The organism is Rhodococcus koreensis, from assembly GCF_900105905.1.
Classification (GTDB): domain Bacteria; phylum Actinomycetota; class Actinomycetes; order Mycobacteriales; family Mycobacteriaceae; genus Rhodococcus_F; species Rhodococcus_F koreensis.
Genome location: NZ_FNSV01000005.1, coordinates 1,576,849 through 1,599,348 on the forward strand (window position 1 = coordinate 1,576,849; position 22,500 = coordinate 1,599,348).

Genomic DNA, 22,500 nt, shown 5'->3' on the forward strand with positions numbered 1-22,500 from the left:
TCACGGGCGCGAAGCGCAAATGAAGGCGACGCCGGCCCGGCCGATCCGCGTGATCACCACACTGAGCGAACGGCTTCCACGCAGCTTCAGCTTGGGCCGCAGGACCGCGGGGTCGACGTCGACGCCGCGCACCAGGATTTCCGCCACACCGCAATCGTGACGGGCCAGTTCCTGCCGCAGCGACTTCTCCGAATACTTCACCTGGTCGAGGATGCGGAAGCCCCGCACGCCGTCAGGAACGGAATCGCCGGTGAGATAGGCGATCCGGGGATCCAGCTGCCACAGTCCGTGCCGGGCCGCGTAATGCCGCACCAGGCCCGCGCGCACGACGGCGCCGTCCGGGTCGACGATCCATTCCCCCGGCGCGCGTTCGGGGATGTCGTCGTCCTCGGCGTCCGTCACCGTCCACGCGGTTCCGTCGGAGCCGAGGACGCTCGCCCGCCGCGTGACACCGGCGCCGGACAGCCCCGGCGACCACAGGCAGGCCTCGCGCACACCGCCGTCGAGGGACACCACCTCCACCTCGCCGTCCCAGCCGAGCCGGTCGAAATCGAGTCCGGGGGCGCACTTCACGGCCAGATCGCGTCCGCGGTACGCGTCGATCAGATCGGGGAGCGGCGGTTCCAGCGCGGCGGGATCGTGCGTGCGCCTGCCACCGGACCGTCGCGCCGGATCCGCGAGCACGACGGTGCCGCGGGTGCACGGGACGAGCGCGTCGGCGCGCACAACCGTCGCCCCAGGAACGTTGTGCCGCGCCATCAGGAGGCGGACGGGGTCGAGGTCGCTGCCGATCACCGTCGCCGCCGTCCCGACCACCGCGTCGAGTTCGGCACCGATCGAGCAGGTGACGTCGTGGACGTTCCGGTCCGACAGCCGCGACGCACGATGTGCGGCGACCGCACGCGGCGTCGCCTGTTGCAGAGCGTCGTCGGTGAAGAACCAGTTTTCGGTGCCGGGTAGTTTGGCGGCCGCCTTCCGTCGCAGCAGCACGGTCTCCACCAGCAACGCCACGTGTGAGCCGAAACGTGTACGCGCCCGGCCGATGTCGGCCAGGCGCGTCGACGCGGTCAGGGCGAGGGCGTCCACTTCCGCGAGAGCGTCTGCCCCGTCCGCACTCTGCAGGAACTCCACGTCCCCGGGAGTGAACGCATAACCCAATTCAGTTGCCGGGCTTCACGCCGGTGATCATGACGTTGTAGAAGAATCCACGCGGCACCACGTGCCGGAGAAGCTTCTCGTCGACCCAACTGAGCGTCTTCCATCCGGTGAACGCGAAACGTCCCCAGCCCCAGCCCAGCTTCTCCGGGGGCACCGCGGCCTCGAACGTGCGGACGGGCCACCCGAGCAGAGCGGCGGCGAATTCCTCGGTGGCCGCGTGAACCTGCTCGGCGCCTGCCGACTTCGCGATCTTCTCGAGGTCGCTCGGATCGAATGTGTGGAGGTCGACGACGGCCTCGAGCGCAGCCGCGCGCGAGGACTCGTCCAGTTCCGCCTGCGGGCGACGCCAGTCGGCGAGGAACGGCAACTTGGTGACCCGGGTGGTGACCTCCCACGTCGCGCGACCCAGCCAGCGGGCGTAGAAGTTGCCGATCGTGGTCGGCTCACCGGCGAACACGAAACGCCCGCCCGGCTTGAGGACGCGCAGAACCTCGCGCAGCGACTGCTCGACGTCCGGGATGTGGTGCAGGACCGCGTGTCCCACGACGAGGTCGAACGTGTCGTCCTCGTACGGGATGGTCTCGGCGTCGGCGACGCGGCCGTCGACGGACAGTCCGAGACCCTCGGCGTTGCGGAGCGCGACCTTCACCATGCCGGGCGACAGGTCGGTGACCGAACCGGTCTTCGCGACTCCGCCCTGCATCAGGTTGAGGAGGAAGAATCCGGTGCCGCAGCCCAGTTCGAGCGCCCGCTCGTAGGGCAGCGGTTGATCGCCCGCGACGGCGTCGAAACGTCCGCGCGCGTAGTCGATGCACCGCTCGTCGTACGAGATCGACCACTTCTCGTCGTACGTCTCGGCTTCCCAGTCGTGGTACAGCACCTGGGCCAGTTTGGTGTCCTTCAGCGCAGCCTGGACCTCTTCGGCGGTGGCATGCGGATGAGGAGCTGGGTCGTCATGGGCGCTTGCAGTCATGCGGCAAATCCTACTCGCTGGTAAGAGTGAACAGGTTCTAGTTTCGGGCTTCAGACTACTCGCCCGTGAACTGAGCCTTACCCGGGCCGTTCTCGATGAACGATTCCATCCCGATCTTGCGGTCCCGGGTGGCGAACAGCGCGGTGAACAGCTGACGCTCCACCGCCAGCCCGGTGCCCAGGTCGACGTCCAGCCCGCGGTCGACGGCCGCCTTGGCCGCGGCCAGTGCGCGGCCCGCCCCCTTCGTGAACTGCGACGCCCAGGTGCGTGCCGCCTCGTACACGTCGTCCGGCGCCACGACCTCGTCGACCAGACCGATCGCCAGGGCCTCCTCGGCGTCGACGAACCGGCCCGTGAACAGCAGATCCTTGGCCTTCGACGGTCCGATCAGCCGGGCGAGACGCTGGGTGCCACCGCCTCCGGGAATGATGCCGAGCAGGATCTCCGGCACGCCGAGCTTCGCGTTGTCGCCCACGATGCGCCGATCGGCCGACAGCGCAACCTCCAGGCCGCCGCCGAGCGCGTACCCCGTGATGGCGGCAACGGTGGGCTTCGGGATCTCGGAGACCGCCGCGAGGTCGGACTGCAGGTCGCCGATCACGTCGGCCATCTGCCCGAACGTCATCTCGGACATTTCCTTGACGTCCGCGCCCGCGGCGAAGACCTTCTCGCCGCCGTAGACGATGACGGCCTTCACGTCGGAATTGACGGTCGCCTCTCGCGCAGCCGCCCGCAACTCCTGCTGAACCTGACGGTTCAGAGCGTTCATCGGGGGGCGCGCGAGCCGGATCGTGCCGATGCCTTCGGATACCTCGAGGGTGACAAACTCAGCCATGAGGCAAAAGGCTACTTGTCTGCCTCCGACCCGGTTTCGCGGCCCGCCCCATCGCGATCAGCCGCGTGACGCCCACGGATGCGGACCGGCTTCGTAGTAGCCGTCCTGTCCCGGGAACTCGACGCGGAGCTGCTCCTCGCCGGTGATCAGCGTCGGCAGGATCACCGGGATCTCGGGCTCCGCGGCCAGCACGTCCGCGACCGACCCGAACGCGCTGAGCGCCGTGAGCTGACTCCACGTCGGCGGCAGCAGGATGCTTCCGCCGCCCTGCCAGTGCGCGAGCGCCGCGGCCGGACTCTGCCACTGCACCTCCTCGGCCTCGGACGTCGCGCCGTCCGCGATCTGGCCGTGCGGCGATGCGGCGACGAAGAAGCGCGTGTCGTAGCGGCGACCCTCGCCGACCGGGGTGATCCAGTTGGCCCAGGGCCGCAGCAGATCGGCCCGCAGGACGAGGTTCTCGCGTTTGAGGAAGTCGCTGAACGACAGTTCGCGTGTCTCGAGCTGCGTACGGGCCTGGGCGTACCGCGACGTGTCCGCCACGACCGTGTCCGCGCTCGGTCCCGCGAGGAGCACGCCACATTCCTCGAACGTCTCGCGCACCGCCGCGCACACGAGCGCCTTCGCGCGCGCCGCGTCGGTGGAGAACCGCCCGGCCCACCAGTCGACGGACGGTCCCGCCCAGTCGACCTCGGCCTCGGCGTCGGACGGGTCGACGCCGCCGCCGGGGAACACGGTCATTCCGCCGGCGAACGCCATCCCCTTCACCCGGCGGAGGAGGAACACCTCGATGCCGGACGCCGCGGCACCTGCCGCGGCGTCACGGATGAGAATGACGGTGGACGCGTCCTTGGGCGCCACGTCGGTACTGTCGCGGGGCGTCTGCTCTTGCTTCGAGACCATGCCTCGGAACCTACGCCGACGGGTGACGCGCGTCGCAGTCGGTCCCCGGTCCTCAGCCTCTCCGGTGCGCGCCGGGGACGCGGGTCCGCCGCGCGAAGAACCGGCCGTCCACCTTGTCCAGGCTGATGGACTGGCTGAACGCCTCGCTGAGGTTCTCGGCCGTGATGACCTGGTCCAAGAGCCCCTGCGAGACCACCGCCCCCTCCTTGAGGAGCATGGCGTGGGTGAATCCCGGCGGGATCTCCTCGACGTGGTGGGTGATGAGGACCGTCGCGGGGGCGTCGGGGTCGGCGGCGAGGTCGGTGAGGCGCGCGACCAGTTCCTCGCGCCCACCGAGGTCGAGACCGGCGGCGGGCTCGTCGAGCAGCAGCAGTTCCGGGTCGGTCATCAGCGCACGAGCGATGAGGACGCGCTTGCGCTCGCCCTCGGACAGCGTGCCGTAGGTGCGCTTGGCGAGGTGTTCGGCGCCGAGGCTCTCGAGCATCTCTACGGCACGATCGGTATCCATGTCGTCATAACGCTCACGCCACCGCCCGAGCACCGCGTAGCCGGCGGAGACGACGAGATCGCTCACGACCTCCTCGGACGGCACCCGGTTGGCGAGCGCCGAGGAGGACAGTCCGATCCGCGGCCGGAGTTCGTTGATGTCGACGCGGCCGAGCCGCTCACCGAGGAGGTAGGCGCTTCCGCTCGTGGGATGCAGTTCGGCGGCCGCGATGCGGAGCAACGACGTCTTCCCTGCCCCGTTCGGCCCGAGGACGACCCATCGTTCGTCGAGTTCCACCTTCCAGGTGACCGGGCCCACCAGAGTGTTGCCCCCGCGGCGGAGGAGAACGTCGTCGAATTCGATGAGGAGATCAGGATCAGGTTCATGCACGGACCCATCTTCCCGCACATCTTCCGGGCATTCACGGCAGGATCAGTTGCGTGTCGCCTCACATCGATCCGTACCCCGGCGAGATGTCGTCTCTCCCGCCGAGTCTGCGGCTGCCCGGGTCGCCGTTTCCCCTGGGAGCGAAAGTGCGTGGCACCGGAACGCAGTTCGCGGTTCACGCCCCCGACGCCGAACTGGTACAGGTGTGCCTGATTTCGGAGGAGGGCGACGAGACCCGGATCGACCTGGTCCAGCGGACGTACGGCATCTGGCACGGCGTCGTCGAGGGTGTCGGCGCGGGGCAGCGCTACGGCTACCGCGCGCACGGTCGCTGGGATCCCGCGTGCGGCGTGCGCCTCAACCCCGCCAAACTACTTCTGGATCCGTGGGCCACACGCATCACCGGCGAACTCGGCGACCACGAGGCGCTGCTCTCCCACGACGGCGACCCGTTCGGCGGCCCGTCGCTCATCGACAGCCTCGGCCACACACCACTGTCGGTGGTGACGGCCGATCACGCCCGCACGAGCGGACCGCGGATCGAAAGGCCGTGGGAGGAAACCGTTGTCTACGAACTCCACGTGGGGTCGTTCACGGCGCGGCACCCCGACGTGCCGCCGCGGTACCGCGGAACGTATCTGGGTCTCGCCGAACCGGCCGTCGTCGGTCATCTCGTGCGCCTCGGGGTGACCGCGGTCGAACTGCTCCCGGTGCAGGCGTACGTCTCCGAGGCCACCGTGCGCTCGCGGGGCATGCGCAACCACTGGGGATACTCCACCGCAGCGTTCTTCGCCCCCCACCCGGGGTACGCGGTCGTGCCCGGCGAGGAGATCACCGAGTTCCACACGATGGTCGACGCGCTGCACGCCGCGGGGATCGAGGTCGTCCTGGACGTGGTCTACAACCACACCTGCGAGCAGAGCGTCGACGGCATCAGCCTCAGCTGGCGCGGCCTCGACGCCCCCGGCTACTACCTTCTCGATACCGAGGGGCGCGACATCGATCTCACCGGTTGCGGGAACACGGTCGACGCGCAGTCGCCCGTCGTCGTCCGGATGATCGGCGACAGCCTGCGTTACTGGGCGCACGAGATGGGGGTCGACGGCTTCCGGTTCGACCTCGCGTCCGCGCTCGGCCGGCCCGGCGGCGGCCGATTCGATTCGCGCGCTTCGATCTTCTCCGCGATCACCGCGGATCCCGTTCTCACGCGCTGCAAACTGATCGCCGAACCGTGGGACGCCACGCCCGATGGATACCGGGTCGGGCAATTCGGCTCTCAGTGGTCCGAGTGGAACGACAAGTACCGCAATACCGTTCGACGGTTCTGGAACGGCGGCACCGGGGTGCGCGAACTCGCCTCCCGGGTGGCGGGCTCGGAGGACGTCTTCGGCACCCGGCGCCCCTGGGCCACCGTCAATTTCGTCACTGCCCACGACGGGTTCACCGCCGCCGACCTCGTGTCGTACACCCGCAAACGCAACGAAGCCAACGGCGAGGACAACCGGGACGGCGCCGATCACAACGACTCCGTCGACCACGGCGTCGAAGGCCCCACCGACGACCCGGCGGTCACCGGGGCGCGGTCCCGGCACGTCCGCGCGCTGCTGGCCACCCTCGCCCTGTCCACCGGCACACCGATGTTCACCGCGGGCGACGAATTCGGTCACACCCTGGGCGGCAACAACAACGCGTACTGCGTCCCCGAAGGCACCTCGCCTGAAGATTCCTGGCCGCTCGACTGGAGCGCCGGGGACCCGGCCCTCGTCGCGTTCGTCACCCGGGCCCTCGACCTCCGGCGCGCCTCCCCCGCCTTGCGTCAGCCGGAATTCTTCGAGGGCAGGCGCACACCCACCGGCCATCCCGACCTCGTGTGGTTCGGCGCGGACGGCGCCGAGATGGACGATTCGGCGTGGCACGACGACTCCCGGCGCACCCTGCAGGCGTGGATCGACGGTTCCGACATCCGCTCCCACACCGAGGACGGGCACCAGCTCACCGACGACAGCTGGCTTCTCGTCTTCCACTCGGGCGGGCCTGCCGCGATCACCCTGGGGTGTCCCGAATGGTTCTACGGGACGGTGCTCGCCGAGTTCGACTCGGCCTCACCGGACGGAGCACCGGCACCGGGCGGCCCGATCTCCGGCGACTCCACGGTCGCGGTGTCCGGTCCCGCACTGCTCGTCTTCCGCGCGGTCGGGTAGATGCCGCCGAAACGCATCATCAACTGGATGAGCGGGCCGATGCCCAGCGCGTAGACGACGGTGCCCACCCCGACGGTGCCGCCGAGCACCCAGCCGGTGGCCAGCACGGTCACCTCGATCGACGTGCGGATCACCCGCACCGACAGCCCGGTCCGCGCAACCAGGCCGGTCATGAGGCCGTCCCGCGGGCCCGGGCCCATTCCCGCACCGATGTACAGCACGGTGGCGAGCGCGTTGAGGACGACACCACCGAGCATCACCGCGATCCGCACGGCGAGGGAGTCGGCGGGTTCGAGCCATGCCAGCGACGTGTCCACCGACACCGCGATGACCACCACGTTGGCGACCGTGCCGAATCCCGGTTTCTGGCGGATCGGGACCCAGAGTGCGAGCACCAGAACGCCGGTCAACGCGGTCACGGCACCGAAGCTGAGGGGTGTGCGACCGGCAACGCCCTGATGGAACACGTCCCACGGATCGAGGCCGAGGCCGGCGGTGATCATCATGGCCATCGAGAAGCCGTACAGCCACAGTCCGGCGAACAGTGCGATCAGGCGTCGAGCGAGCATGACCACCAGTCTGTCGTGAACCAGGGCGGTACCCCATAGCCAGGACGGCGTTACTGGACTGTCGACGCGTCGGCCGCTGCTCTCAGGGGCAGGCGATCACGGTCATGGATCCGGGTGCCACCTCGGTGAAGCCGGCGTCGCGCACCGCGATCGCCCTGCCCCGCACCACCTCGATGGTCAGCGTCTCCCACAATCCGACGTCGGCGTCACGCACGGCGCAGCGGTAGCCGGTGGCCGCCCAGGCGCGGGCCTGTTCGGTGGTCATCGCGCCGGCGAGCAGCATCGAGGCGTGACCGACCTGCGCGGCGGCCTTTCCGACCGTCATGTCCAGGACGGAGTTGATCCACAGCACCGGAACGCCGTCGGGAATCTCCCCGGGGTCGTCGTGGTCGAGGTCGGTGCCGCCGATCTGCAGCTTTCTGATGCGCGGATCGAGCGCGCCCACGGCAACGGGCACGAGGGCGCGGGCCTGTGCACCGTCGACATCGACGGTGATCCCGTCGACCTCCTGTGCCGCCCGCCAGCCGGCTCCCCGGGCCCTCCGCGACACCTTGCGGATCCGGGACCCCACCCAAGCGAGGTAGTCCGCCTGCCACGGTCCGGGCGCGCCCGTCTCGTCGGCGCCGACTCGCGGGTCGAGGCACAACGCCACCGTCGCAGTCGCGGCTGCCTCCAGCAGCGCACTGCGCGGCGGAGGGTCGGCCTTCGGGATGTGCAGCACGATCGGCATGGCGAGGACCTGCGCCGGGTCGTCCGGATCCGGCCGGCCGCCGTATCCGGCCGCGAGGACGGCGTGACGCGCCGCCCACCCGGAATCGGCACCGGCCTCCCGGGTGACCGCGTCGCGGCACGATTCCGTCACGGCAGCGGGACGCGTCGCACCACGCCGTCCACCGCGTCGGCGGCCTCGACCTCGTCGCGGGTGACCCCGAGGATGAACAGCACGGCGTCGAGGAAGGGGTGCGACAGGGCGGTGTCCGCGACCTCCCGCAGCGCGGGCTTGGCGTTGAACGCGATTCCCAGGCCGGCCGCGTTGAGCATGTCGATATCGTTGGCGCCGTCGCCGACCGCCACCGTCTGCTCCATCGGGACGCCGACCTGACCGGCGAACTTGCGCAGCGCGGTCGCCTTCGCCGCCCGGTCGACGATGTCGCCGATCACCCGGCCGGTGAGCTTGCCGTCTACGATCTCGAGCGTGTTGGCCTGCACGAAGTCGAGTTCCAGTTCGTGGGCCAGGCCCTCGATGACCTGCCGGAAACCGCCGGACACCACACCGCAGTGGAAGCCGAGCCTGCGGAGCGTCCGGATGGTGGTGCGGGCGCCCGGTGTCAGCTCGAGACCGTCCGCGACGTCGTCGATCACCGACGCGTCGAGGCCGGCGAGGGTCGCGACCCGCTGGTGCAGGGATTCGGTGAAGTCGATCTCCCCGCGCATCGCCGACTCGGTGACGGCGCGCACCTCGTCCTCGACACCGGCGCGGGCGGCGAGCATCTCGATGACCTCACCCTGGACGAGCGTCGAGTCGACGTCGAACACGATGAGCCGCTTGGCGCGACGGGCCAGGCCCCCGCGTTCGACCGCGATGTCGACGTTCTCCCGCACGGCCACCTCAGCCAGCACGGTGCGCAGGCTCTTGTCCGCCTCCGCCGTGCCGGGAGCGCTCACGAGGAGTTCGAGGCCCGTCACCGGGTAGTCGGCGACTCCGCGGATCGAGTCGATGTTGACCCCGAGGGTCGCCATCTCCCGGGCCACCGAACGCAGCGCGCGAGCCGACACGGGGCTGCCGAGGACGACCACGGCGTGCGTGGACAGCGACTGCCTGCCGGGATCCGCGCCGATCTCGACGTCGACCGACATCCCGACGGTGGCCATCGCCTCCTCGAGTTCCTCCTGCAGCGCCTCGCCGTTCTCGGGGCACGCCACGAGGACGCCGAGGGTCAGTCGCCCACGAATCACCACCTGCTCCACGTCGAGAAGGCTCACGTCGTGGCGGGAGAGCGACCCGAAGAGCACCGAGGTGACGCCGGGTCGGTCGGGGCCCGTCACGGTCACCAGGACAGTGGTGTCAGCTGCACCCACCGATGTACTCCGATCATGTTGCTCGCGCGGCTTGTCCGGCACCCATTGTGCCAAGTCAAAGGCCCCGCCCGTTGCTGGGGCGGGGCCTTTCTCAAACTGATGTGTCAGCGGCCGGTGTCGGTGCCGGGGTCGCCTTCGTCGCCGATAGTCAGCGGCTCGTGGCGTTCCTTCTCGAGCACGGTGCTGGCGTGCTTGCCACCGTGGCCCGGTCCGACGTGCGCCTCGGCCTTCATCCGCTCGACCATGTGCGGGTAGTGCAGCTCGAACGCGGGGCGCTCGGAGCGGATGCGCGGCAGCTCGGTGAAGTTGTGCCGCGGCGGCGGGCAGCTGGTGGCCCACTCGAGGGAGTTGCCGTAACCCCACGGGTCGTCGACAGTGACGACCTCGCCGTATCGGTAGCTCTTGAAGACGTTCCAGATGAACGGCAGCGTCGAGGCACCGAGGACGAACGCGAAGATCGTCGAGAACGAGTTGAGGAACGTGAAGCCGTCCGAGGGCAGGTAGTCGGCGTAGCGACGGGGCATGCCTTCGTTACCCAGCCAGTGCTGGACGAGGAACGTGCCGTGGAAGCCGATGAACGTGGTCCAGAAGTGCCACTTGCCGAGACGCTCGTCCATCATGCGACCGGTCATCTTCGGGAACCAGAAGTAGATGCCCGCGTAGGTGGCGAACACGACGGTGCCGAAGACCACGTAGTGGAAGTGGGCGACCACGAAGTAGGTGTCCGTGACGTGGAAGTCCAGCGGCGGGCTCGCGAGGATGACGCCCGACAGACCACCGAAGAGGAACGTGATGAGGAAGCCGATCGAGAACAGCATCGGCGACTCGAACGTCAACTGGCCCTTCCACATGGTGCCGATCCAGTTGAAGATCTTCACACCCGTCGGGACGGCGATCAGGAACGTCATGAACGAGAAGTACGGGAGCAGCACGGCGCCGGTGGCGTACATGTGGTGAGCCCACACCGCGATGGAGAGCGCGGCGATCGCCAGCGTCGCGTAGACCAGGCCGCTGTAACCGAACACGGGCTTACGGCTGAAGACGGGGAAGATCTCCGAGACGATTCCGAAGAACGGCAGCGCGATGATGTACACCTCGGGGTGACCGAAGAACCAGAACAGGTGCTGCCACAGCAGCACACCACCCGTGGCCGGGTCGAAGATGTGGCCACCGAGGTGACGGTCGACGAACAGACCCATGAACGCGGCGGTCAGCAGCGGGAACGCCAGCAGAATCAGAATGCTGGTGATGAAGATGTTCCACGTGAAGATCGGCATCCGGAACATCGTCATGCCGGGGGCACGCAGGCAGATGACGGTGGTGATCATGTTGACACCACCGAGGATGGTGCCGAGGCCGGCGACCGCGAGGCCCATGACCCAGAGGTCGGCGCCGACGCCCGGGGAGTGCAGCGCACTCGTCAGGGGCGTGTAGGCGGTCCAGCCGAAGTCGGCGGCACCACCGGGGGTGATGAAGCCCGCGGTCGTGATGATCGCGCCGAACACGTACAGCCAGTAGCTGAACGCGTTGAGTCGCGGGAACGCCACGTCGGGGGCGCCGATCTGCAGCGGCAGGATGTAGTTGGCGAACCCGAACACGATCGGCGTCGCGTACAGCAGCAGCATGATCGTGCCGTGCATGGTGAACAGCTGGTTGAACTGCTCGTTCGACAAGAACTGCATACCGGGCACAGCGAGCTCGGCGCGCATCATCAGGGCCATGAGACCACCGATGAGGAAGAACGCGATCGAGGTCGTCAAGTACATGATTCCGAGCACCTTGGGGTCGGTGGTCGTAATCATTTTGAAGATGAACGAGCCCTTGGGTCCCTGCCGCGGCGGGTAAGGCCTGGCTGCAGCTATCGCGGGGACTGGCTGGGGCGCTACGGCAGTCACTGATCCTCCTGAATGCGCGTCCGACCCCGGGCTGCGAGGCGAACGGTCTCTGGCTTGCGCTCATCGAATCGTAGACCGTGCCCTCTGCGGCCTCCGACTGGGTCCTACCCACTGTCGTACTTACCCGGACTCAGAGCAAACCGGGGCGCGGGCGACCTGCGGTTTGTTCCATCGGGGAGCACCGGGGAGTGCTCACTGTCACGCAGTCCGGCGTGTCGCGTGGGGACGGTCGAGGCGGTCCCGCGGAGGCTCCGGCACGCCGGAACCGGGCTGTTAAGGTTTCGCTCACCTAACTTCTATCAGGAGCTCCATGTGAACGTTCTCTCCCGCCGCCGGGTAGTCGCCGGCGCGGTCGCGCTGGCCGCGGCAGCCACCCTCTCGATCACGTCCTGCTCCAGCATCGACGACTCCGCCGCCGCCGGCACCACGTCGTCGACCGGGCAGTTCCCCCGCACCGTCGACCACTTCCGCGGCAGCACCGAGATCCCGGCCGCACCGCAGCGCATCGTGGCACTCGACAACAGCTTCACCGACGCCGTCCTCCTCCTCGAGGCGCCCCTGGTCGGGTACGTCGACTACCGCGAGCCCGGCCTCCCCGACTACCTCGGCACCACCCGCGACGAGTACGCGGCGGACGCGAAGTCGGTGGGCAAGGTCAGCAGCGCGAGCCTCGAGCAGATCGCCGCGCTGCAACCCGACCTGATCATCTCCGCAGAGGTGCGCGACGGAAAGAACTACGAGCAACTGTCGGCGATCGCGCCGACCATCTTCACCGAGACGACCGGGCCCACGTGGAAGGACAACATCCGGCTCGTCGGAAAGGCGCTCGGCAAGGAAGAACTCGCGGAGCAGAAGATCGGTGCCTACGAGGAGCGGGCCGCCTCGGTCGGCGCGGAGATCAACGGCACGGCGTCGAATCCGGTGATCTCGGTCGTCCGGTTCGCCGGCGAGCCGACGGCACGCCTCTACCGCACCACCTCGTTCAGTGGGATCGTCCTCGCGGACGCCGGGCTGGCACGTCCGCAGAGCCAGGGCCCCGATCCGGCCGACCCGGACAACATCATGCAGGCCGTCAGCCCCGAACTGATCAGTGAGGCGGAGGCCGACGTCATCATCGTCAGCACCTGGCAGGACCCGGCAGGCAAGAGCGCCGAAGCGGCGAAGCCGTTCCTGGAGAGCCCGCTGTGGCAGACGCTGAAGGGACGCAAGGTCGACGTCGACGACGCCCGCTGGATGACGCCGGTCAGCGTCCAGGGCGCGCACCTGATCCTCGACGACCTGTCGGACACGTTCGGGGTGGACAAGCACAGCGGCTAACCTGAACGCGCCCGCACACACAGGAAGTCGCCGAATTGTCCCCTCGTAGGTTTTCCGCCCGCCGCGCGTCCACCGGTCTGGTCGCTGCCGTCGCCGCGCTCGCGCTGGCCGGCTGCTCTCAACCGTCCGACGACGATCCCGCAGCGTCCATCGTCCGGACCACCACGCAGATCGCCGGAGCCGGCGTGGTCGGCATCGAGCGGGACACCACGACGGCCTGCGCCGAGCGGGCCCCGGTCGACGCCGCACTCGCGGCCGGCTCGACGCACCGGGTGGTCCACACGAAGGGCGAGAGCGACGTCCCGTCCGATCCGCAGCGGATCGTGGTCCTCGACAGCGCCGCGCTGGACGCGGTGTGCGCCCTCGGCCTGTGGGAGAACGTGGTCGGCGCGGCAACCCTCGACGGCGAGTCGCCGCAGCCCGGCTACCTCGGCACCGGCGTCTCCGAGATTCCGAGCGTCGGATCCGTGGACGCCCCGGACGTGAACAGGATCGCGCAGGCGGACCCGGACCTGATCCTCGGATCGAGTCCGGCGTCCGACCAGCTGTACGGCGCGCTCTCCCCCATCGCGCCCACCGTGTTCGTCGGCTCCGACCCCGTGTACTGGAAAGCGCAGTTCCTCCTCGCCGGCAACGCGATGGGCCGGGCCGACGCAGCGACCGCGGCACTCGAGCAGTACCAGCAGGACGCGAAGCAACTCGGCATCGACATCGATGCCGCGCAGACACAGGCGTCCGTCGTGCGTTTCGACGCCGACAGCATGGAGGTCGAGGGTCCGGCCACGTTCGCGGGCCAGGTCCTCACCGACGCCGGGGTGCGGCGGCCCGCCTATCAGAACCTCGACGGCGTCGTCACCGAACCGATCTCCGAAGCCGACATCGACCAGGCCGAGGGCGACCTCATCTACGCCGTTCTGGACGGCAAGGACGGCACCGCGCACGCGGAGGACGTCATGTCCGGGGAGGCCTGGGAAGACCTCGAGGCCGCCCGCGACAAACGGGTCTTCGCCGTCGAGGGTGACGTGTGGGGCGGAAACGGCGTCGTCGCCGCGCGCGCAATGCTCACCGACCTGCGGAACACGCTGAACGGCTACGTCGGCTAGGAGGCTCGATGCCCGTGCCCGAGTTCGTCACCGCCCTGCGCGGCCACGTCGGCACCGCACCGCTGTGGCTGTCCGGGGTGAGCGTCGTGGTGCGTGACGACGACGGGCGGGTGCTGCTGACCCGGCGCGTCGACAACGGCAAGTGGGCGGTCGTGTCCGGCATCCTCGAACCCGGGGAGGAACCGGGACCGGCGGCGCTCCGGGAGATCCGCGAGGAAACCGGTGTCGACGCCGAACTGGTCCGGATCACGAGCGTCGACGTCACCGACCCGGTCACCTACCCCAACGGGGACGTCGCGCAGTATCTCGACGTGTGTTTCCTCGCCCGGTACGTCGGCGGCGAGGCCGCCGTGTCGGACGACGAGAACCACGACGTGGCCTGGTTCTCCCCCGACTCGCTGCCGGACGACCTCACCTCGTCGTCGCGGCTGCGCCTCGACAAGGCAGTGCAGGACGTCCCGGAGGCGTGGTTCCGCCGCTGAACGCAATTCGCCCGATGCCGCACCGGTGCAGCAGAACCGAACCGGTGTGACATCGGGCGACGCGAAAAGTTCGTTCTAGAAATCCCAGTCTTCGTCTTCGGTGTTGACGGCCTTGCCGATGACGTAGGAGCTACCCGAGCCGGAGAAGAAGTCGTGGTTCTCGTCGGCGTTGGGCGAGAGTGCCGACAGGATCGCCGGGTTGACGTCCGTCTCGTCCTTCGGGAACAGACCCTCGTAGCCGAGGTTCATCAGCGCCTTGTTGGCGTTGTACCGCAGGAACTTCTTGACGTCCTCGGTGAGGCCAACCTCGTCGTAGAGGTCCTGGGTGTAGTCGACCTCGTTGTCGTAGAGCTCGAAGAGCAACTCGAACGTGTAGTTCTTGAGGTCGTCGCGCTCGGCCTCGGTGAGCTGCTCGAGACCCTTCTGGTACTTGTAGCCGATGTAGTACCCGTGCACGGCCTCGTCACGGATGATGAGGCGGATGAGGTCGGCGGTGTTGGTGAGCTTCGCCCGCGACGACCAGTACATCGGCAGGTAGAAGCCGGAGTAGAACAGGAAGCTCTCGAGCAGGGTGGACGCCACCTTGCGCTTGAGCGGTTCGTCGCCCTGGTAGTAGTCCATGACGATCTCGGCCTTGCGCTGCAGGTTCGGGTTCTCCTCGGACCAGCGGAAGGCGTCGTCGATGTCGCGGGTGGAGCACAGCGTCGAGAAGATCGAGCTGTAGCTCTTCGCGTGCACCGACTCCATGAACGCGATGTTGGTGTACACCGCCTCTTCGTGCGGCGTGATGGCGTCGGGGATGAGGCTGACGGCTCCCACGGTGCCCTGAATGGTGTCGAGGAGCGTCAGCCCCGTGAACACCCGCATCGTGAGCTGCTTCTCCTGCGCCGTGAGCGTGCCCCACGACGGGATGTCGTTGGACACCGGCACCTTTTCGGGCAGCCAGAAGTTGCCGACGAGACGGTCCCACACCTCGGCGTCCTTCTCGTCCTGGACGCGGTTCCAGTTGATCGCGGATACGCGACTCACCAGCTTGACCATTGATTCCTCACTTCGTTCGGCTGTGAGTACTTGTTAACCGCCGGCGGTTAACAAGTACTCACGGGCGGCGGAGCCGCCTACAGCATGCAGGAGACGCAGTTTTCCACCTCGGTACCCTCCAGAGCCATCTGACGCAGCCGGATGTAGTACAGCGTCTTGATGCCCTTGCGCCACGCGTAGATCTGCGCCTTGTTGATGTCGCGGGTGGTGGCGGTGTCCTTGAAGAACAGCGTCAGCGACAGCCCCTGGTCGACGTGCTGCGTCGCGGCGGCGTAGGTGTCGACGATCTTCTCGTACCCGATCTCGTAGGCATCCTGGTAGTACTCCAGGTTGTCGTTGGTCAGGTACGGCGCCGGGTAGTAGACGCGGCCGATCTTGCCTTCCTTGCGGATCTCGATCTTCGACGCCACCGGGTGGATGGAACTGGTGGAGTAGTTGATGTACGAGATCGACCCGGTCGGCGGGACGGCCTGCAGGTTCTGGTTGTAGATGCCGTGCTTCTGCACGGACGCCTTCAGCTCCCGCCAGTCGTCCTGCGTCGGGATGTGCACACCGGACTCGGCGAACAGCTGCCGCACCCGCTCCGTCTTCGGTTCCCACACCTGGTCGGTGTACTTGTCGAAGTACTCACCCGACGCGTACGTGGACTGCGGGAAGCCCTTGAAATGGGTGCCCCGCTCGATTGCGATCCGGTTGGACGCCTGCACCGCGTGGAACACGACGGTGTAGAAGTAGATGTTCGTGAAATCGACACCCTCTTCGGAGCCGTAGAAGATCCGCTCCCGCGCCAGGTACCCGTGCAGGTTCATCTGGCCGAGGCCGATGGCGTGAGAGTCGTTGTTGCCCTGCTCGATCGACGGCACCGAGTAGATGTGCGTCTGGTCGGACACCGCAGTGAGAGCGCGGATCGACACCTCGATGGTGCGTGCGAAGTCCGGCGAGTCCATGGCCTTCGCGATGTTCAGCGACCCGAGGTTGCAGGAGATGTCCTTGCCGACCTCGCTGTACGAGAGGTCGTCGTTGAACAGCGACGGCGTCGAGACCTGCAGGATCTCCGAGCACAGGTTGGAGTGGGTGATCTTGCCCTCGATGGGGTTGGCCCGGTTCACCGTGTCCTCGAACATGATGTACGGGTAGCCCGACTCGAACTGCAGCTCGGCGATGGTCTGGAAGAACTCGCGTGCCTTGATCTTCGACTTGCGGATCCGCTTGTCGTCGACCATCTCGTAGTACTTCTCGGTGACGTTGACGTCCGCGAACGGCACACCGTAGATGCGCTCGACGTCGTACGGCGAGAAGAGGTACATGTCCTCGTTCTTCTTCGCCAGCTCGAACGTGATGTCGGGGATCACGACGCCCAGCGACAGCGTCTTGATGCGGATCTTCTCGTCCGCGTTCTCGCGCTTGGTGTCGAGGAAGCGGTAGATGTCCGGGTGGTGCGCGTGCAGGTACACCGCGCCCGCGCCCTGACGCGCACCGAGCTGGTTGGCGTACGAGAAGGAGTCCTCGAGCAGCTTCATGATCGGGATCACGCCGGAGCTCTGGTTCTCGATCTTCTTGATCGGGGCACCGTGCTCACGAACGTTGCTGAGCAGCAACGCAACTCCGCCGCCGCGCTTGGACAGCTGCAGGGCCGAGTTGATGGAGCGGCCGATCGACTCCATGTTGTCCTCGATGCGCAGCAGGAAGCAGGACACGGGCTCGCCGCGCTGCTTCTTGCCGGAGTTGAGGAACGTGGGGGTGGCGGGCTGGAACCGGCCGGCGATGATCTCGTCGACGAGCTTGATCGCCAGGTCCTCGTCGCCTGCGGCGAGCGTGAGCGCGACCATGCAGACGCGGTCCTCGAACCGCTCCAGGTAACGCTTGCCGTCGAACGTCTTCAGCGTGTACGAGGTGTAGTACTTGAACGCGCCCAGGAACGTCGGGAAGCGGAACTTCTTCGAGTAGGCGTGCTCGATCAGCGACTTCACGAACGCGCGCGAGTACTGGTCGAGGACCTCGGGCTCGTAGTAGTTCTCCTCCACGAGGTAGTCGAGCTTCTCGTCGAGGTTGTGGAAGAAGACGGTGTTCTGGTTGACGTGCTGCAGGAAGTACTGCCGGGCCGCCGCGACGTCCTTGTCGAACTGGATCTCGCCGTTGGGCCCGTACAGGTTGAGCATCGCGTTGAGTGCGTGGTAATCGAGACCGTTCGTCGAGTCTCCACCGCGCGCGTCGCGCTCTACGCTCCCCGCGTCGATGGTGTCTGTGATGGTCGGCGCCACTTCTCGTGCTCCTCGTCGTCTAAGTGATCCCAGAATTCACCCAGACCGGCCCTGACCCGCTCGACGTCCTCGGCTGTGCCCATGAGTTCGAAGCGGTAGAGGTAGGGAACGTGGCATTTCTGAGAAATGATGTTTCCTGCAAAGCAATAGGATTCACCGAAATTGGTGTTTCCCGCCGCGATCACTGCTCGGATCAGCGACCTGTTGTGTGTGTTGTTGAGAAATCGGATGACCGGCTTCGGGACGTAGCTGGTGTCGCGGCCCATGGCCGTCGTCCCCCCGCCGTAGGTCGGGAGGATCAGCACGTAGGGTTCGTGCACCTCGAAGGTGCCCTCGCGGTCATGAATGGGTATGCGCGTCGCAGGCAGCCCGAGCCGCTGGACGAATCGGTGCGTGTTCTCCGAGGCGCTGGAGAAGTACACCAGCGATGTCATCGGTTTCCACCATCTGGACTAGTACTACCGTTTACTGCCGCCCGGGAATCGGTTCGTTCTCCGCCTCGGGCGGTGCGATCGCTTCGCTTCAAGCAGCGTTTGCCGAGAGGGTCTTGATGCGGTCGGGGCGGAAGCCCGACCAGTGCTCGTCACCGGCCACGATCACAGGCGCCTGCAGGTATCCCAGTGCCATGACGTAGTCCCGGGCTTCGGGGTCTTCGGTGATGTCGACGACGGAGTATTCGATACCCGCCTTGTCGAGGGCCCGGTAGGTGGCATTGCACTGAACGCAAGCGGGCTTGGTGTAGACGGTGATGCTCATGAAGTCCCTCTTTCCACTGCCGAATGGAGCTGACGAAGTGTGTGTTCAGCGCACTGAGACTTCCCCGGATCGAGATGGCGGTGACCCCCGATGGAGATGCTCACCGAGTCGGTTCTCGTTGTGGTCTCTCAGTGCTCAAGACACTACACCTAGTGGCCGACAGAAACACTTAACCCGAGATGTTGTGAGTCACATTGATGAAATTCCCTGGTCGTCATCCCGCGGACCATAAATTTCGGTGCTCGCTCCGGCGTGTCGCACATCACATTTTCGGCGTGACGCGGAACACCCCTCGCATCGCGCTCGTGCACTGGAGGCTCCGGGAGCTTACGTCACCTCCGAGGACACGCCCGCATCGGCGGCGCGGGCTCCCGCACAGCGCCGTCCGGACCGGCCGGACACCACTTCCGCCGCACGATGCCGGTCCTTCCGGGACCCGGCCCCGCCGCACCCCACCCCCTCTCCCTCCTGCCGCGGCCGGGCGCACCGGGCGTCGTACCCGGCGACCGCTCCCACGCTTGCCGGCCGGTAACTGCAGGCCCCGACTCCCCCTCCCGGTACCGTGAGCGAATGTCCGACGACCCCCTGGACGACCTCGTCTGGTCGGCGCCCGTAGCGCGCACGAGGCGCGTGACGCCGAACATGCAGCGGATCACCCTCGCGGGCGGCGATCTGAGTCGATTCGAATCCAGCGGGACGCCCGACGAGCGCCTGCTCCTCGCGTTCCCGCCGGACGGCGCGGAGAAGCGCAGTTACACCGTGCGCCGCTGGGACCGGGACGCCTTGGAGATGGACATCGACTTCGCCGTCCATGCGGGCGGGACCGCGGCGCACTGGGCCGCGAGCGCGCGCCCCGGCGAGATGCTCGGGTTCTCCACCGCCTCGGGGTGGTACGCGCCGCCCGCCGACGCCGAATGGCAGCTTCTCGTCGCCGACATGACGGCACTGCCCGCCGTCGGACGGATCCTGGAGGAACTACCCGGTTCGGCGCGGGTGCACGTGATCGCGGAGGTCACCACCCCGGCGGACCGGCAGCAGTTCACGACAGACGCCGCGCTGACCGTGACATGGCTGGACGGAAGCGGCAACGGAGCCGCGGACAGCCTGCTGGCCGAAGCGGCCCGCGACCGGCCGCTTCCGGATTCGCCGGGATACGTGTGGTTCGCGGGCGAGGCGAAGGTGTCGCGGATGGTGCGACGCTGGTTGCGCCACGACCTGGGCTGGCCCGCGGACCGCTACGACGTCATCGGCTATTGGCGCGACAACAAAGAGGAGTGGGTCGCGCGGTACGAGACGGTGCGCGAACAGATAGAAGCCGCCAGGGACTATGCCCTGGCGGCCGGTGAAGACTTCGACGCGGTGCGGGACGCCGTCGACGCAGCCCTGGATCGGACCGGGCTGTAACGACGACGGCGTTCCGCGTACGGATCGTCAGGCGTCGACGAGTTCCTTCGTGGCGTCGACCAGGCTGGCGACGACGCCCGCGACCTGCTGCGCGACCTCGGCGTTCTCGCGCGGGTGCCGGTCACCGAACTTGTCGATGGTGCCGCCGATGGCGAGGGTGACGTCTTCGAGGACCTTGCCGCCTGCGATGCGGACGGCCTTGCGGGTGTCCTCGTGCGCCCACTGCGCGCCGTTGCCGCTGGGCGAGGCGCTGATGACGGCGACGGGCTTGTCCTTGACGGCGCCGGTGCCGTACGGCCGGGAGATCCAGTCGATGGCGTTCTTGAGGACGGCCGGGATGGTGCCGTTGTACTCGGGCGTGAGCAGCAGGAGGGCGTCGGCGCGGCCTGCGGCGTCGCGCAGCGCCTCGACGGCGGGGATGGAACCGGCGACGTCGATGTCCTCGTTGTAGAAGGGGACCTCACCGAGTCCGTCGAACACGATCACCTCGGCACCCTCGGGTGCCACGGCGACCGCGGTCTCGGCGAGCTGACGGTTGACCGAGGCGGCGCGGAGGCTGCCGACGAGAACGAGAACGTTGGTCTGTGACATGTCAATAATCCTTCGATGGTGCGTAGGGCGACTCGTGAACATGTATAGCAACTAAACGGACCGCGGTCCACTTATGTTCCCGTCGCGGTAGGATGCGGAGTGTGACCCCCCTCCTGCCCCAGATCGGGGTCGATCCCCCGGAACGCGGAGACGCCGCACGTAACCGGCGTCTTCTGCTCGATGCGGCCGCGCTGCTGGTCGCCCAGCGTGGTGTCGACGCCGTCACGATGGACGCCGTCGCCTGCAAGGCCGGTGTGGGCAAGGGCACAGTGTTCCGCCGGTTCGGCAGCCGGTCGGGACTCATGCACGCACTCCTCGACCACACCGAACGAGAACTCCAGCAGTCCTTCATGTTCGGTCCGCCGCCCCTCGGGCCTGGCGCCGACCCGATCGACCGGCTGATCGCCTTCGGGCACGCCCGCATCGCGATCGTCGAAGTGCAGGGCGAGGTCCAGCGCGCGGCCGAGAACTCTCTCGAGTTCCGTTTCGCCGCTCCCGCGCGGGCGGTGTCCGTGCGCCATGTCGTCTCCCTCCTCCGCGCGGCCGGCGTGCAAGGCGATCACGAACTGCTCGCCTGTTCGCTGCTCGCCCCCCTGGAGGCCACACTCGTACTGCACGAACTGCGCGACCTCGGGATGTCCGTCGAACGGCTCGGCGACGCCTGGGAGGACCTGATCCGGCGCGTTACCCGATGTTGATCCCGGATCCGGACATTTTGTCTAACCTCGGGGAATGCGCACCACCGCCGCCGTTCTCGGCCTCCTGACGTTCGCCTCGCTCACCGCCTGCGGCGGGGATGCGCAGCCCGAGGCCCCCGACCCGACCGGCCGCACGTTCGTCTCCACCTCCGTCGAGGGCGACCCCATTCCCGGCGGTGGGCCGCTCGTGCTCGGGTTCACCGACCCCGGGCGGCTGTCCGTCGACGCCGGATGCAATCAGGGCAGCGCCGACGTCGACCTGTCCGACGGGAAGATCGTGACGGGACCGCTCGCCATGACGCTGATGGCGTGCCCCGGCGAGGCGGCAGGCGCCGACGCCTGGGTGGCGGCCCTGCTGGACGCGCAACCGAACTGGACCCTCGGCGGCGACACGCTCACCCTCACCACGCCCACCGCTTCGGTGACGCTCACGGACGAGAAGGTCGCCCGGCCGGACCGGCCCGTCGTCGGGACCACGTGGACGGTGACCGCGCTGATCAGCCCGGACGCCGTCACCACGACAGCGGCGCTGGAGCGGACCGCACCGCAGTTGCTGATCGCAGCCGACGGTTCGGCGTCCGGTTTCACCGGCTGCAACCGAATGACCGGGACCGCGGACGTGCAGCAGAGTTCGATCACGTTCGGGTCGTGGGCCACCACCCGGATGGCGTGTCCGCCGGACGAGACGGAGGTGGAGCGCGCCGTCCTCGCGGCACTGACCGGGGAGACGGGATACAGCGTCCATTCGGATTCGATGCGCGTGGTCAACGCGGACGGCACCGGGCTGGAACTACGCGCGAGCTAGAGAGCGGTGAGCCAGCGCCCGAGTTCGCGGGCGCTCGCATCGATCCGGGCGGGCCAGTCCAGTGCCGAGTCGTCCGCCGTGTCGCTGACGTGCTTGACGAGCCGGCACCGGGCGCCGGCGCGGGCGCTGGCATACGCGACGGCGAAACCCTCCATGTCGACGAGGTCGGCTCTGCGGGCGAGTTCGTCGCGCACGCCGGCGTCGGACACGAACAGATCTCCGGTCGCGAGCACGGACCCGTCGCCGTCGGGCAGGGCCAGAAGATCGCCCACGTCGTGCCCGAGCGCCCGGATGGCGTCGCCGCTGATGTCGTGATTCAGGACGGTCGACGGCGTGAACAGCCCGCTGTGATGCTCGTGGAGCGCCCCCGCGGTGCCGATGTTGACGACGAGCGGTTTGCCGGTTCGCGGGTAGTCGGCGAGCGCGGACGCCACGGCCACGGCGGCGCTCACCTTGCCGATCCCGGTGATCAGGACCTCGAACTCGGACGGGACGTGCACCGCCTCCGCCTTGGTCGCGCTGACCACCAGAACGTCCGATCTACTCATGCGCGGAACC

General features: G+C 67.8%; 21 protein-coding genes and 1 pseudogene. 7 read left to right on the forward strand and 15 right to left on the reverse strand.

Translation table 11 applies throughout. The features are described from left to right. From BLV94_RS12080 to BLV94_RS12100, 5 genes are read right to left on the reverse strand one after another with little or no spacing between them, the layout of a single operon-like run. A complete protein-coding gene (locus BLV94_RS12080) occupies positions 1 to 1,158 on the reverse strand; it encodes a THUMP-like domain-containing protein (RefSeq protein WP_072937723.1) in 1,158 nt (385 codons plus the stop codon). 1 nt (position 1,159) lies between these two features. After that, the gene (locus BLV94_RS12085; RefSeq protein WP_072937722.1) at positions 1,160 to 2,131 is read right to left on the reverse strand and encodes a class I SAM-dependent methyltransferase; all 972 of its coding nucleotides are present in this window, start codon (positions 2,129 to 2,131) and stop codon (positions 1,160 to 1,162) included. Between the two features lie 55 nt (positions 2,132 to 2,186). Continuing rightward, positions 2,187 to 2,966 carry an enoyl-CoA hydratase/isomerase family protein gene (locus tag BLV94_RS12090; RefSeq protein WP_072937721.1) on the reverse strand — a complete coding sequence of 260 codons (780 nt, stop codon included), beginning with the start codon at positions 2,964 to 2,966 and terminating at the stop codon, positions 2,187 to 2,189. Between the two features lie 57 nt (positions 2,967 to 3,023). Beyond that, positions 3,024 to 3,866, reverse strand: coding sequence for an NUDIX hydrolase (locus tag BLV94_RS12095; protein ID WP_072937720.1), 843 nt, complete (start codon positions 3,864 to 3,866; stop codon positions 3,024 to 3,026). A 52-nt stretch (positions 3,867 to 3,918) separates the two neighbouring features. Then, a complete protein-coding gene (locus BLV94_RS12100; protein ID WP_072937719.1) occupies positions 3,919 to 4,743 on the reverse strand; it encodes an ABC transporter ATP-binding protein in 825 nt (274 codons plus the stop codon). An 83-nt stretch (positions 4,744 to 4,826) separates the two neighbouring features. On the opposite strand from BLV94_RS12100, the pseudogene glgX reads away from it, so the two are divergent. Continuing rightward, positions 4,827 to 6,746, forward strand: a pseudogene (gene glgX, locus BLV94_RS12105) (glycogen debranching protein GlgX); the annotation flags it as partial. Between the two features lie 62 nt (positions 6,747 to 6,808). Here the strand turns inward: glgX and yczE are convergent. The 4 genes from yczE to ctaD form a co-directional block, all read right to left on the reverse strand. Next, positions 6,809 to 7,510: a membrane protein YczE gene (gene yczE / locus BLV94_RS49545; RefSeq protein WP_241031548.1), complete on the reverse strand. Its 702-nt coding sequence runs from the start codon at positions 7,508 to 7,510 to the stop codon at positions 6,809 to 6,811. Positions 7,511 to 7,592: 82 nt separating this feature from the next. Continuing rightward, complete coding sequence (locus BLV94_RS12115) at positions 7,593 to 8,372, reverse strand: aminoacyl-tRNA hydrolase (RefSeq protein ID WP_072937717.1); 780 nt, start codon at positions 8,370 to 8,372, stop codon at positions 7,593 to 7,595. Beyond that, positions 8,369 to 9,589: a phosphoserine phosphatase SerB gene (serB, locus tag BLV94_RS12120; RefSeq protein WP_015890195.1), complete on the reverse strand. Its 1,221-nt coding sequence runs from the start codon at positions 9,587 to 9,589 to the stop codon at positions 8,369 to 8,371. The genes BLV94_RS12115 and serB overlap by 4 nt, the downstream gene beginning before the upstream one ends. 104 nt (positions 9,590 to 9,693) lie before the next feature. Continuing rightward, positions 9,694 to 11,484 carry an aa3-type cytochrome oxidase subunit I gene (gene ctaD / locus BLV94_RS12125; protein ID WP_083395559.1) on the reverse strand — a complete coding sequence of 597 codons (1,791 nt, stop codon included), beginning with the start codon at positions 11,482 to 11,484 and terminating at the stop codon, positions 9,694 to 9,696. A gap of 312 nt (positions 11,485 to 11,796) precedes the next feature. On the opposite strand from ctaD, the gene BLV94_RS12130 reads away from it, so the two are divergent. The 3 genes from BLV94_RS12130 to BLV94_RS12140 are packed head-to-tail and all read left to right on the forward strand — an operon-like array spanning position 11,797 to position 14,386. Continuing rightward, a complete protein-coding gene (locus BLV94_RS12130; RefSeq protein ID WP_072937715.1) occupies positions 11,797 to 12,801 on the forward strand; it encodes an ABC transporter substrate-binding protein in 1,005 nt (334 codons plus the stop codon). A 35-nt stretch (positions 12,802 to 12,836) separates the two neighbouring features. Continuing rightward, complete coding sequence (locus BLV94_RS12135) at positions 12,837 to 13,904, forward strand: iron-siderophore ABC transporter substrate-binding protein (protein ID WP_072937714.1); 1,068 nt, start codon at positions 12,837 to 12,839, stop codon at positions 13,902 to 13,904. A gap of 8 nt (positions 13,905 to 13,912) precedes the next feature. Next, positions 13,913 to 14,386, forward strand: coding sequence for an NUDIX hydrolase (locus tag BLV94_RS12140; RefSeq protein ID WP_072937713.1), 474 nt, complete (start codon positions 13,913 to 13,915; stop codon positions 14,384 to 14,386). A gap of 75 nt (positions 14,387 to 14,461) precedes the next feature. Here the strand turns inward: BLV94_RS12140 and nrdF are convergent, their stop codons facing one another. The 4 genes from nrdF to BLV94_RS12160 form a co-directional block, all read right to left on the reverse strand. Next, positions 14,462 to 15,427, reverse strand: coding sequence for a class 1b ribonucleoside-diphosphate reductase subunit beta (nrdF, locus tag BLV94_RS12145; RefSeq protein ID WP_015890191.1), 966 nt, complete (start codon positions 15,425 to 15,427; stop codon positions 14,462 to 14,464). 77 nt (positions 15,428 to 15,504) lie between these two features. After that, positions 15,505 to 17,688: a class 1b ribonucleoside-diphosphate reductase subunit alpha gene (nrdE, locus tag BLV94_RS12150; protein ID WP_083395560.1), complete on the reverse strand. Its 2,184-nt coding sequence runs from the start codon at positions 17,686 to 17,688 to the stop codon at positions 15,505 to 15,507. Further along, positions 17,646 to 18,122 (reverse strand): class Ib ribonucleoside-diphosphate reductase assembly flavoprotein NrdI, encoded by a 477-nt coding sequence (gene nrdI / locus BLV94_RS12155; protein ID WP_072937712.1) that lies wholly within the window; start codon positions 18,120 to 18,122, stop codon positions 17,646 to 17,648. The genes nrdE and nrdI overlap by 43 nt, the downstream gene beginning before the upstream one ends. An 88-nt stretch (positions 18,123 to 18,210) precedes the next feature. Further along, on the reverse strand, positions 18,211 to 18,444 hold the full coding sequence (locus tag BLV94_RS12160; protein ID WP_005240286.1) for a redoxin NrdH: 234 nt from the start codon (positions 18,442 to 18,444) through the stop codon (positions 18,211 to 18,213). Between the two features lie 570 nt (positions 18,445 to 19,014). Here BLV94_RS12160 and BLV94_RS12165 point away from each other — a divergent pair. Next, the gene (locus BLV94_RS12165) at positions 19,015 to 19,848 is read left to right on the forward strand and encodes a siderophore-interacting protein (protein WP_072937711.1); all 834 of its coding nucleotides are present in this window, start codon (positions 19,015 to 19,017) and stop codon (positions 19,846 to 19,848) included. A 27-nt stretch (positions 19,849 to 19,875) separates the two neighbouring features. On the opposite strand, the gene BLV94_RS12170 is transcribed toward BLV94_RS12165, so the two are convergent. Continuing rightward, complete coding sequence (locus BLV94_RS12170; protein ID WP_072937710.1) at positions 19,876 to 20,439, reverse strand: NAD(P)H-dependent oxidoreductase; 564 nt, start codon at positions 20,437 to 20,439, stop codon at positions 19,876 to 19,878. Between the two features lie 92 nt (positions 20,440 to 20,531). On the opposite strand from BLV94_RS12170, the gene BLV94_RS12175 reads away from it, so the two are divergent. Together BLV94_RS12175 and BLV94_RS12180 are read left to right on the forward strand one after the other, a co-directional pair. Continuing rightward, positions 20,532 to 21,137: a TetR/AcrR family transcriptional regulator gene (locus BLV94_RS12175; RefSeq protein ID WP_072937709.1), complete on the forward strand. Its 606-nt coding sequence runs from the start codon at positions 20,532 to 20,534 to the stop codon at positions 21,135 to 21,137. A gap of 34 nt (positions 21,138 to 21,171) precedes the next feature. Then, a complete protein-coding gene (locus tag BLV94_RS12180) occupies positions 21,172 to 21,942 on the forward strand; it encodes an META domain-containing protein (RefSeq protein WP_072937708.1) in 771 nt (256 codons plus the stop codon). Here BLV94_RS12180 and BLV94_RS12185 read toward each other — a convergent pair. Continuing rightward, positions 21,939 to 22,490 carry a nucleosidase gene (locus BLV94_RS12185; RefSeq protein WP_072937707.1) on the reverse strand — a complete coding sequence of 184 codons (552 nt, stop codon included), beginning with the start codon at positions 22,488 to 22,490 and terminating at the stop codon, positions 21,939 to 21,941. The genes BLV94_RS12180 and BLV94_RS12185 overlap by 4 nt on opposite strands. Between the last annotated feature and the right edge of the window lie 10 nt (positions 22,491 to 22,500).

What these genes read in the sequence shown, in the direction of transcription:
- BLV94_RS12090 (WP_072937721.1), bottom strand. Translation starts at nt 2,966, where the DNA reads ATGGCTGAGTTTGTCACCCTCGAGGTATCCGAAGGCATCGGCACGATC.
- nrdI (WP_072937712.1), bottom strand. Translation starts at nt 18,122, where the DNA reads ATGACATCGCTGGTGTACTTCTCCAGCGCCTCGGAGAACACGCACCGA.
- nrdF (WP_015890191.1), bottom strand. Translation starts at nt 15,427, where the DNA reads ATGGTCAAGCTGGTGAGTCGCGTATCCGCGATCAACTGGAACCGCGTC.
- BLV94_RS12095 (WP_072937720.1), bottom strand. Translation starts at nt 3,866, where the DNA reads ATGGTCTCGAAGCAAGAGCAGACGCCCCGCGACAGTACCGACGTGGCG.
- BLV94_RS12180 (WP_072937708.1), top strand. Translation starts at nt 21,172, where the DNA reads ATGCGCACCACCGCCGCCGTTCTCGGCCTCCTGACGTTCGCCTCGCTC.
- BLV94_RS12170 (WP_072937710.1), bottom strand. Translation starts at nt 20,439, where the DNA reads ATGTCACAGACCAACGTTCTCGTTCTCGTCGGCAGCCTCCGCGCCGCC.
- BLV94_RS12085 (WP_072937722.1), bottom strand. Translation starts at nt 2,131, where the DNA reads ATGACTGCAAGCGCCCATGACGACCCAGCTCCTCATCCGCATGCCACC.
- BLV94_RS12140 (WP_072937713.1), top strand. Translation starts at nt 13,913, where the DNA reads ATGCCCGTGCCCGAGTTCGTCACCGCCCTGCGCGGCCACGTCGGCACC.
- yczE (WP_241031548.1), bottom strand. Translation starts at nt 7,510, where the DNA reads ATGCTCGCTCGACGCCTGATCGCACTGTTCGCCGGACTGTGGCTGTAC.
- BLV94_RS12165 (WP_072937711.1), top strand. Translation starts at nt 19,015, where the DNA reads ATGTCCGACGACCCCCTGGACGACCTCGTCTGGTCGGCGCCCGTAGCG.
- BLV94_RS12160 (WP_005240286.1), bottom strand. Translation starts at nt 18,444, where the DNA reads ATGAGCATCACCGTCTACACCAAGCCCGCTTGCGTTCAGTGCAATGCC.
- BLV94_RS12185 (WP_072937707.1), bottom strand. Translation starts at nt 22,490, where the DNA reads ATGAGTAGATCGGACGTTCTGGTGGTCAGCGCGACCAAGGCGGAGGCG.
- BLV94_RS12175 (WP_072937709.1), top strand. Translation starts at nt 20,532, where the DNA reads ATGCGGAGTGTGACCCCCCTCCTGCCCCAGATCGGGGTCGATCCCCCG.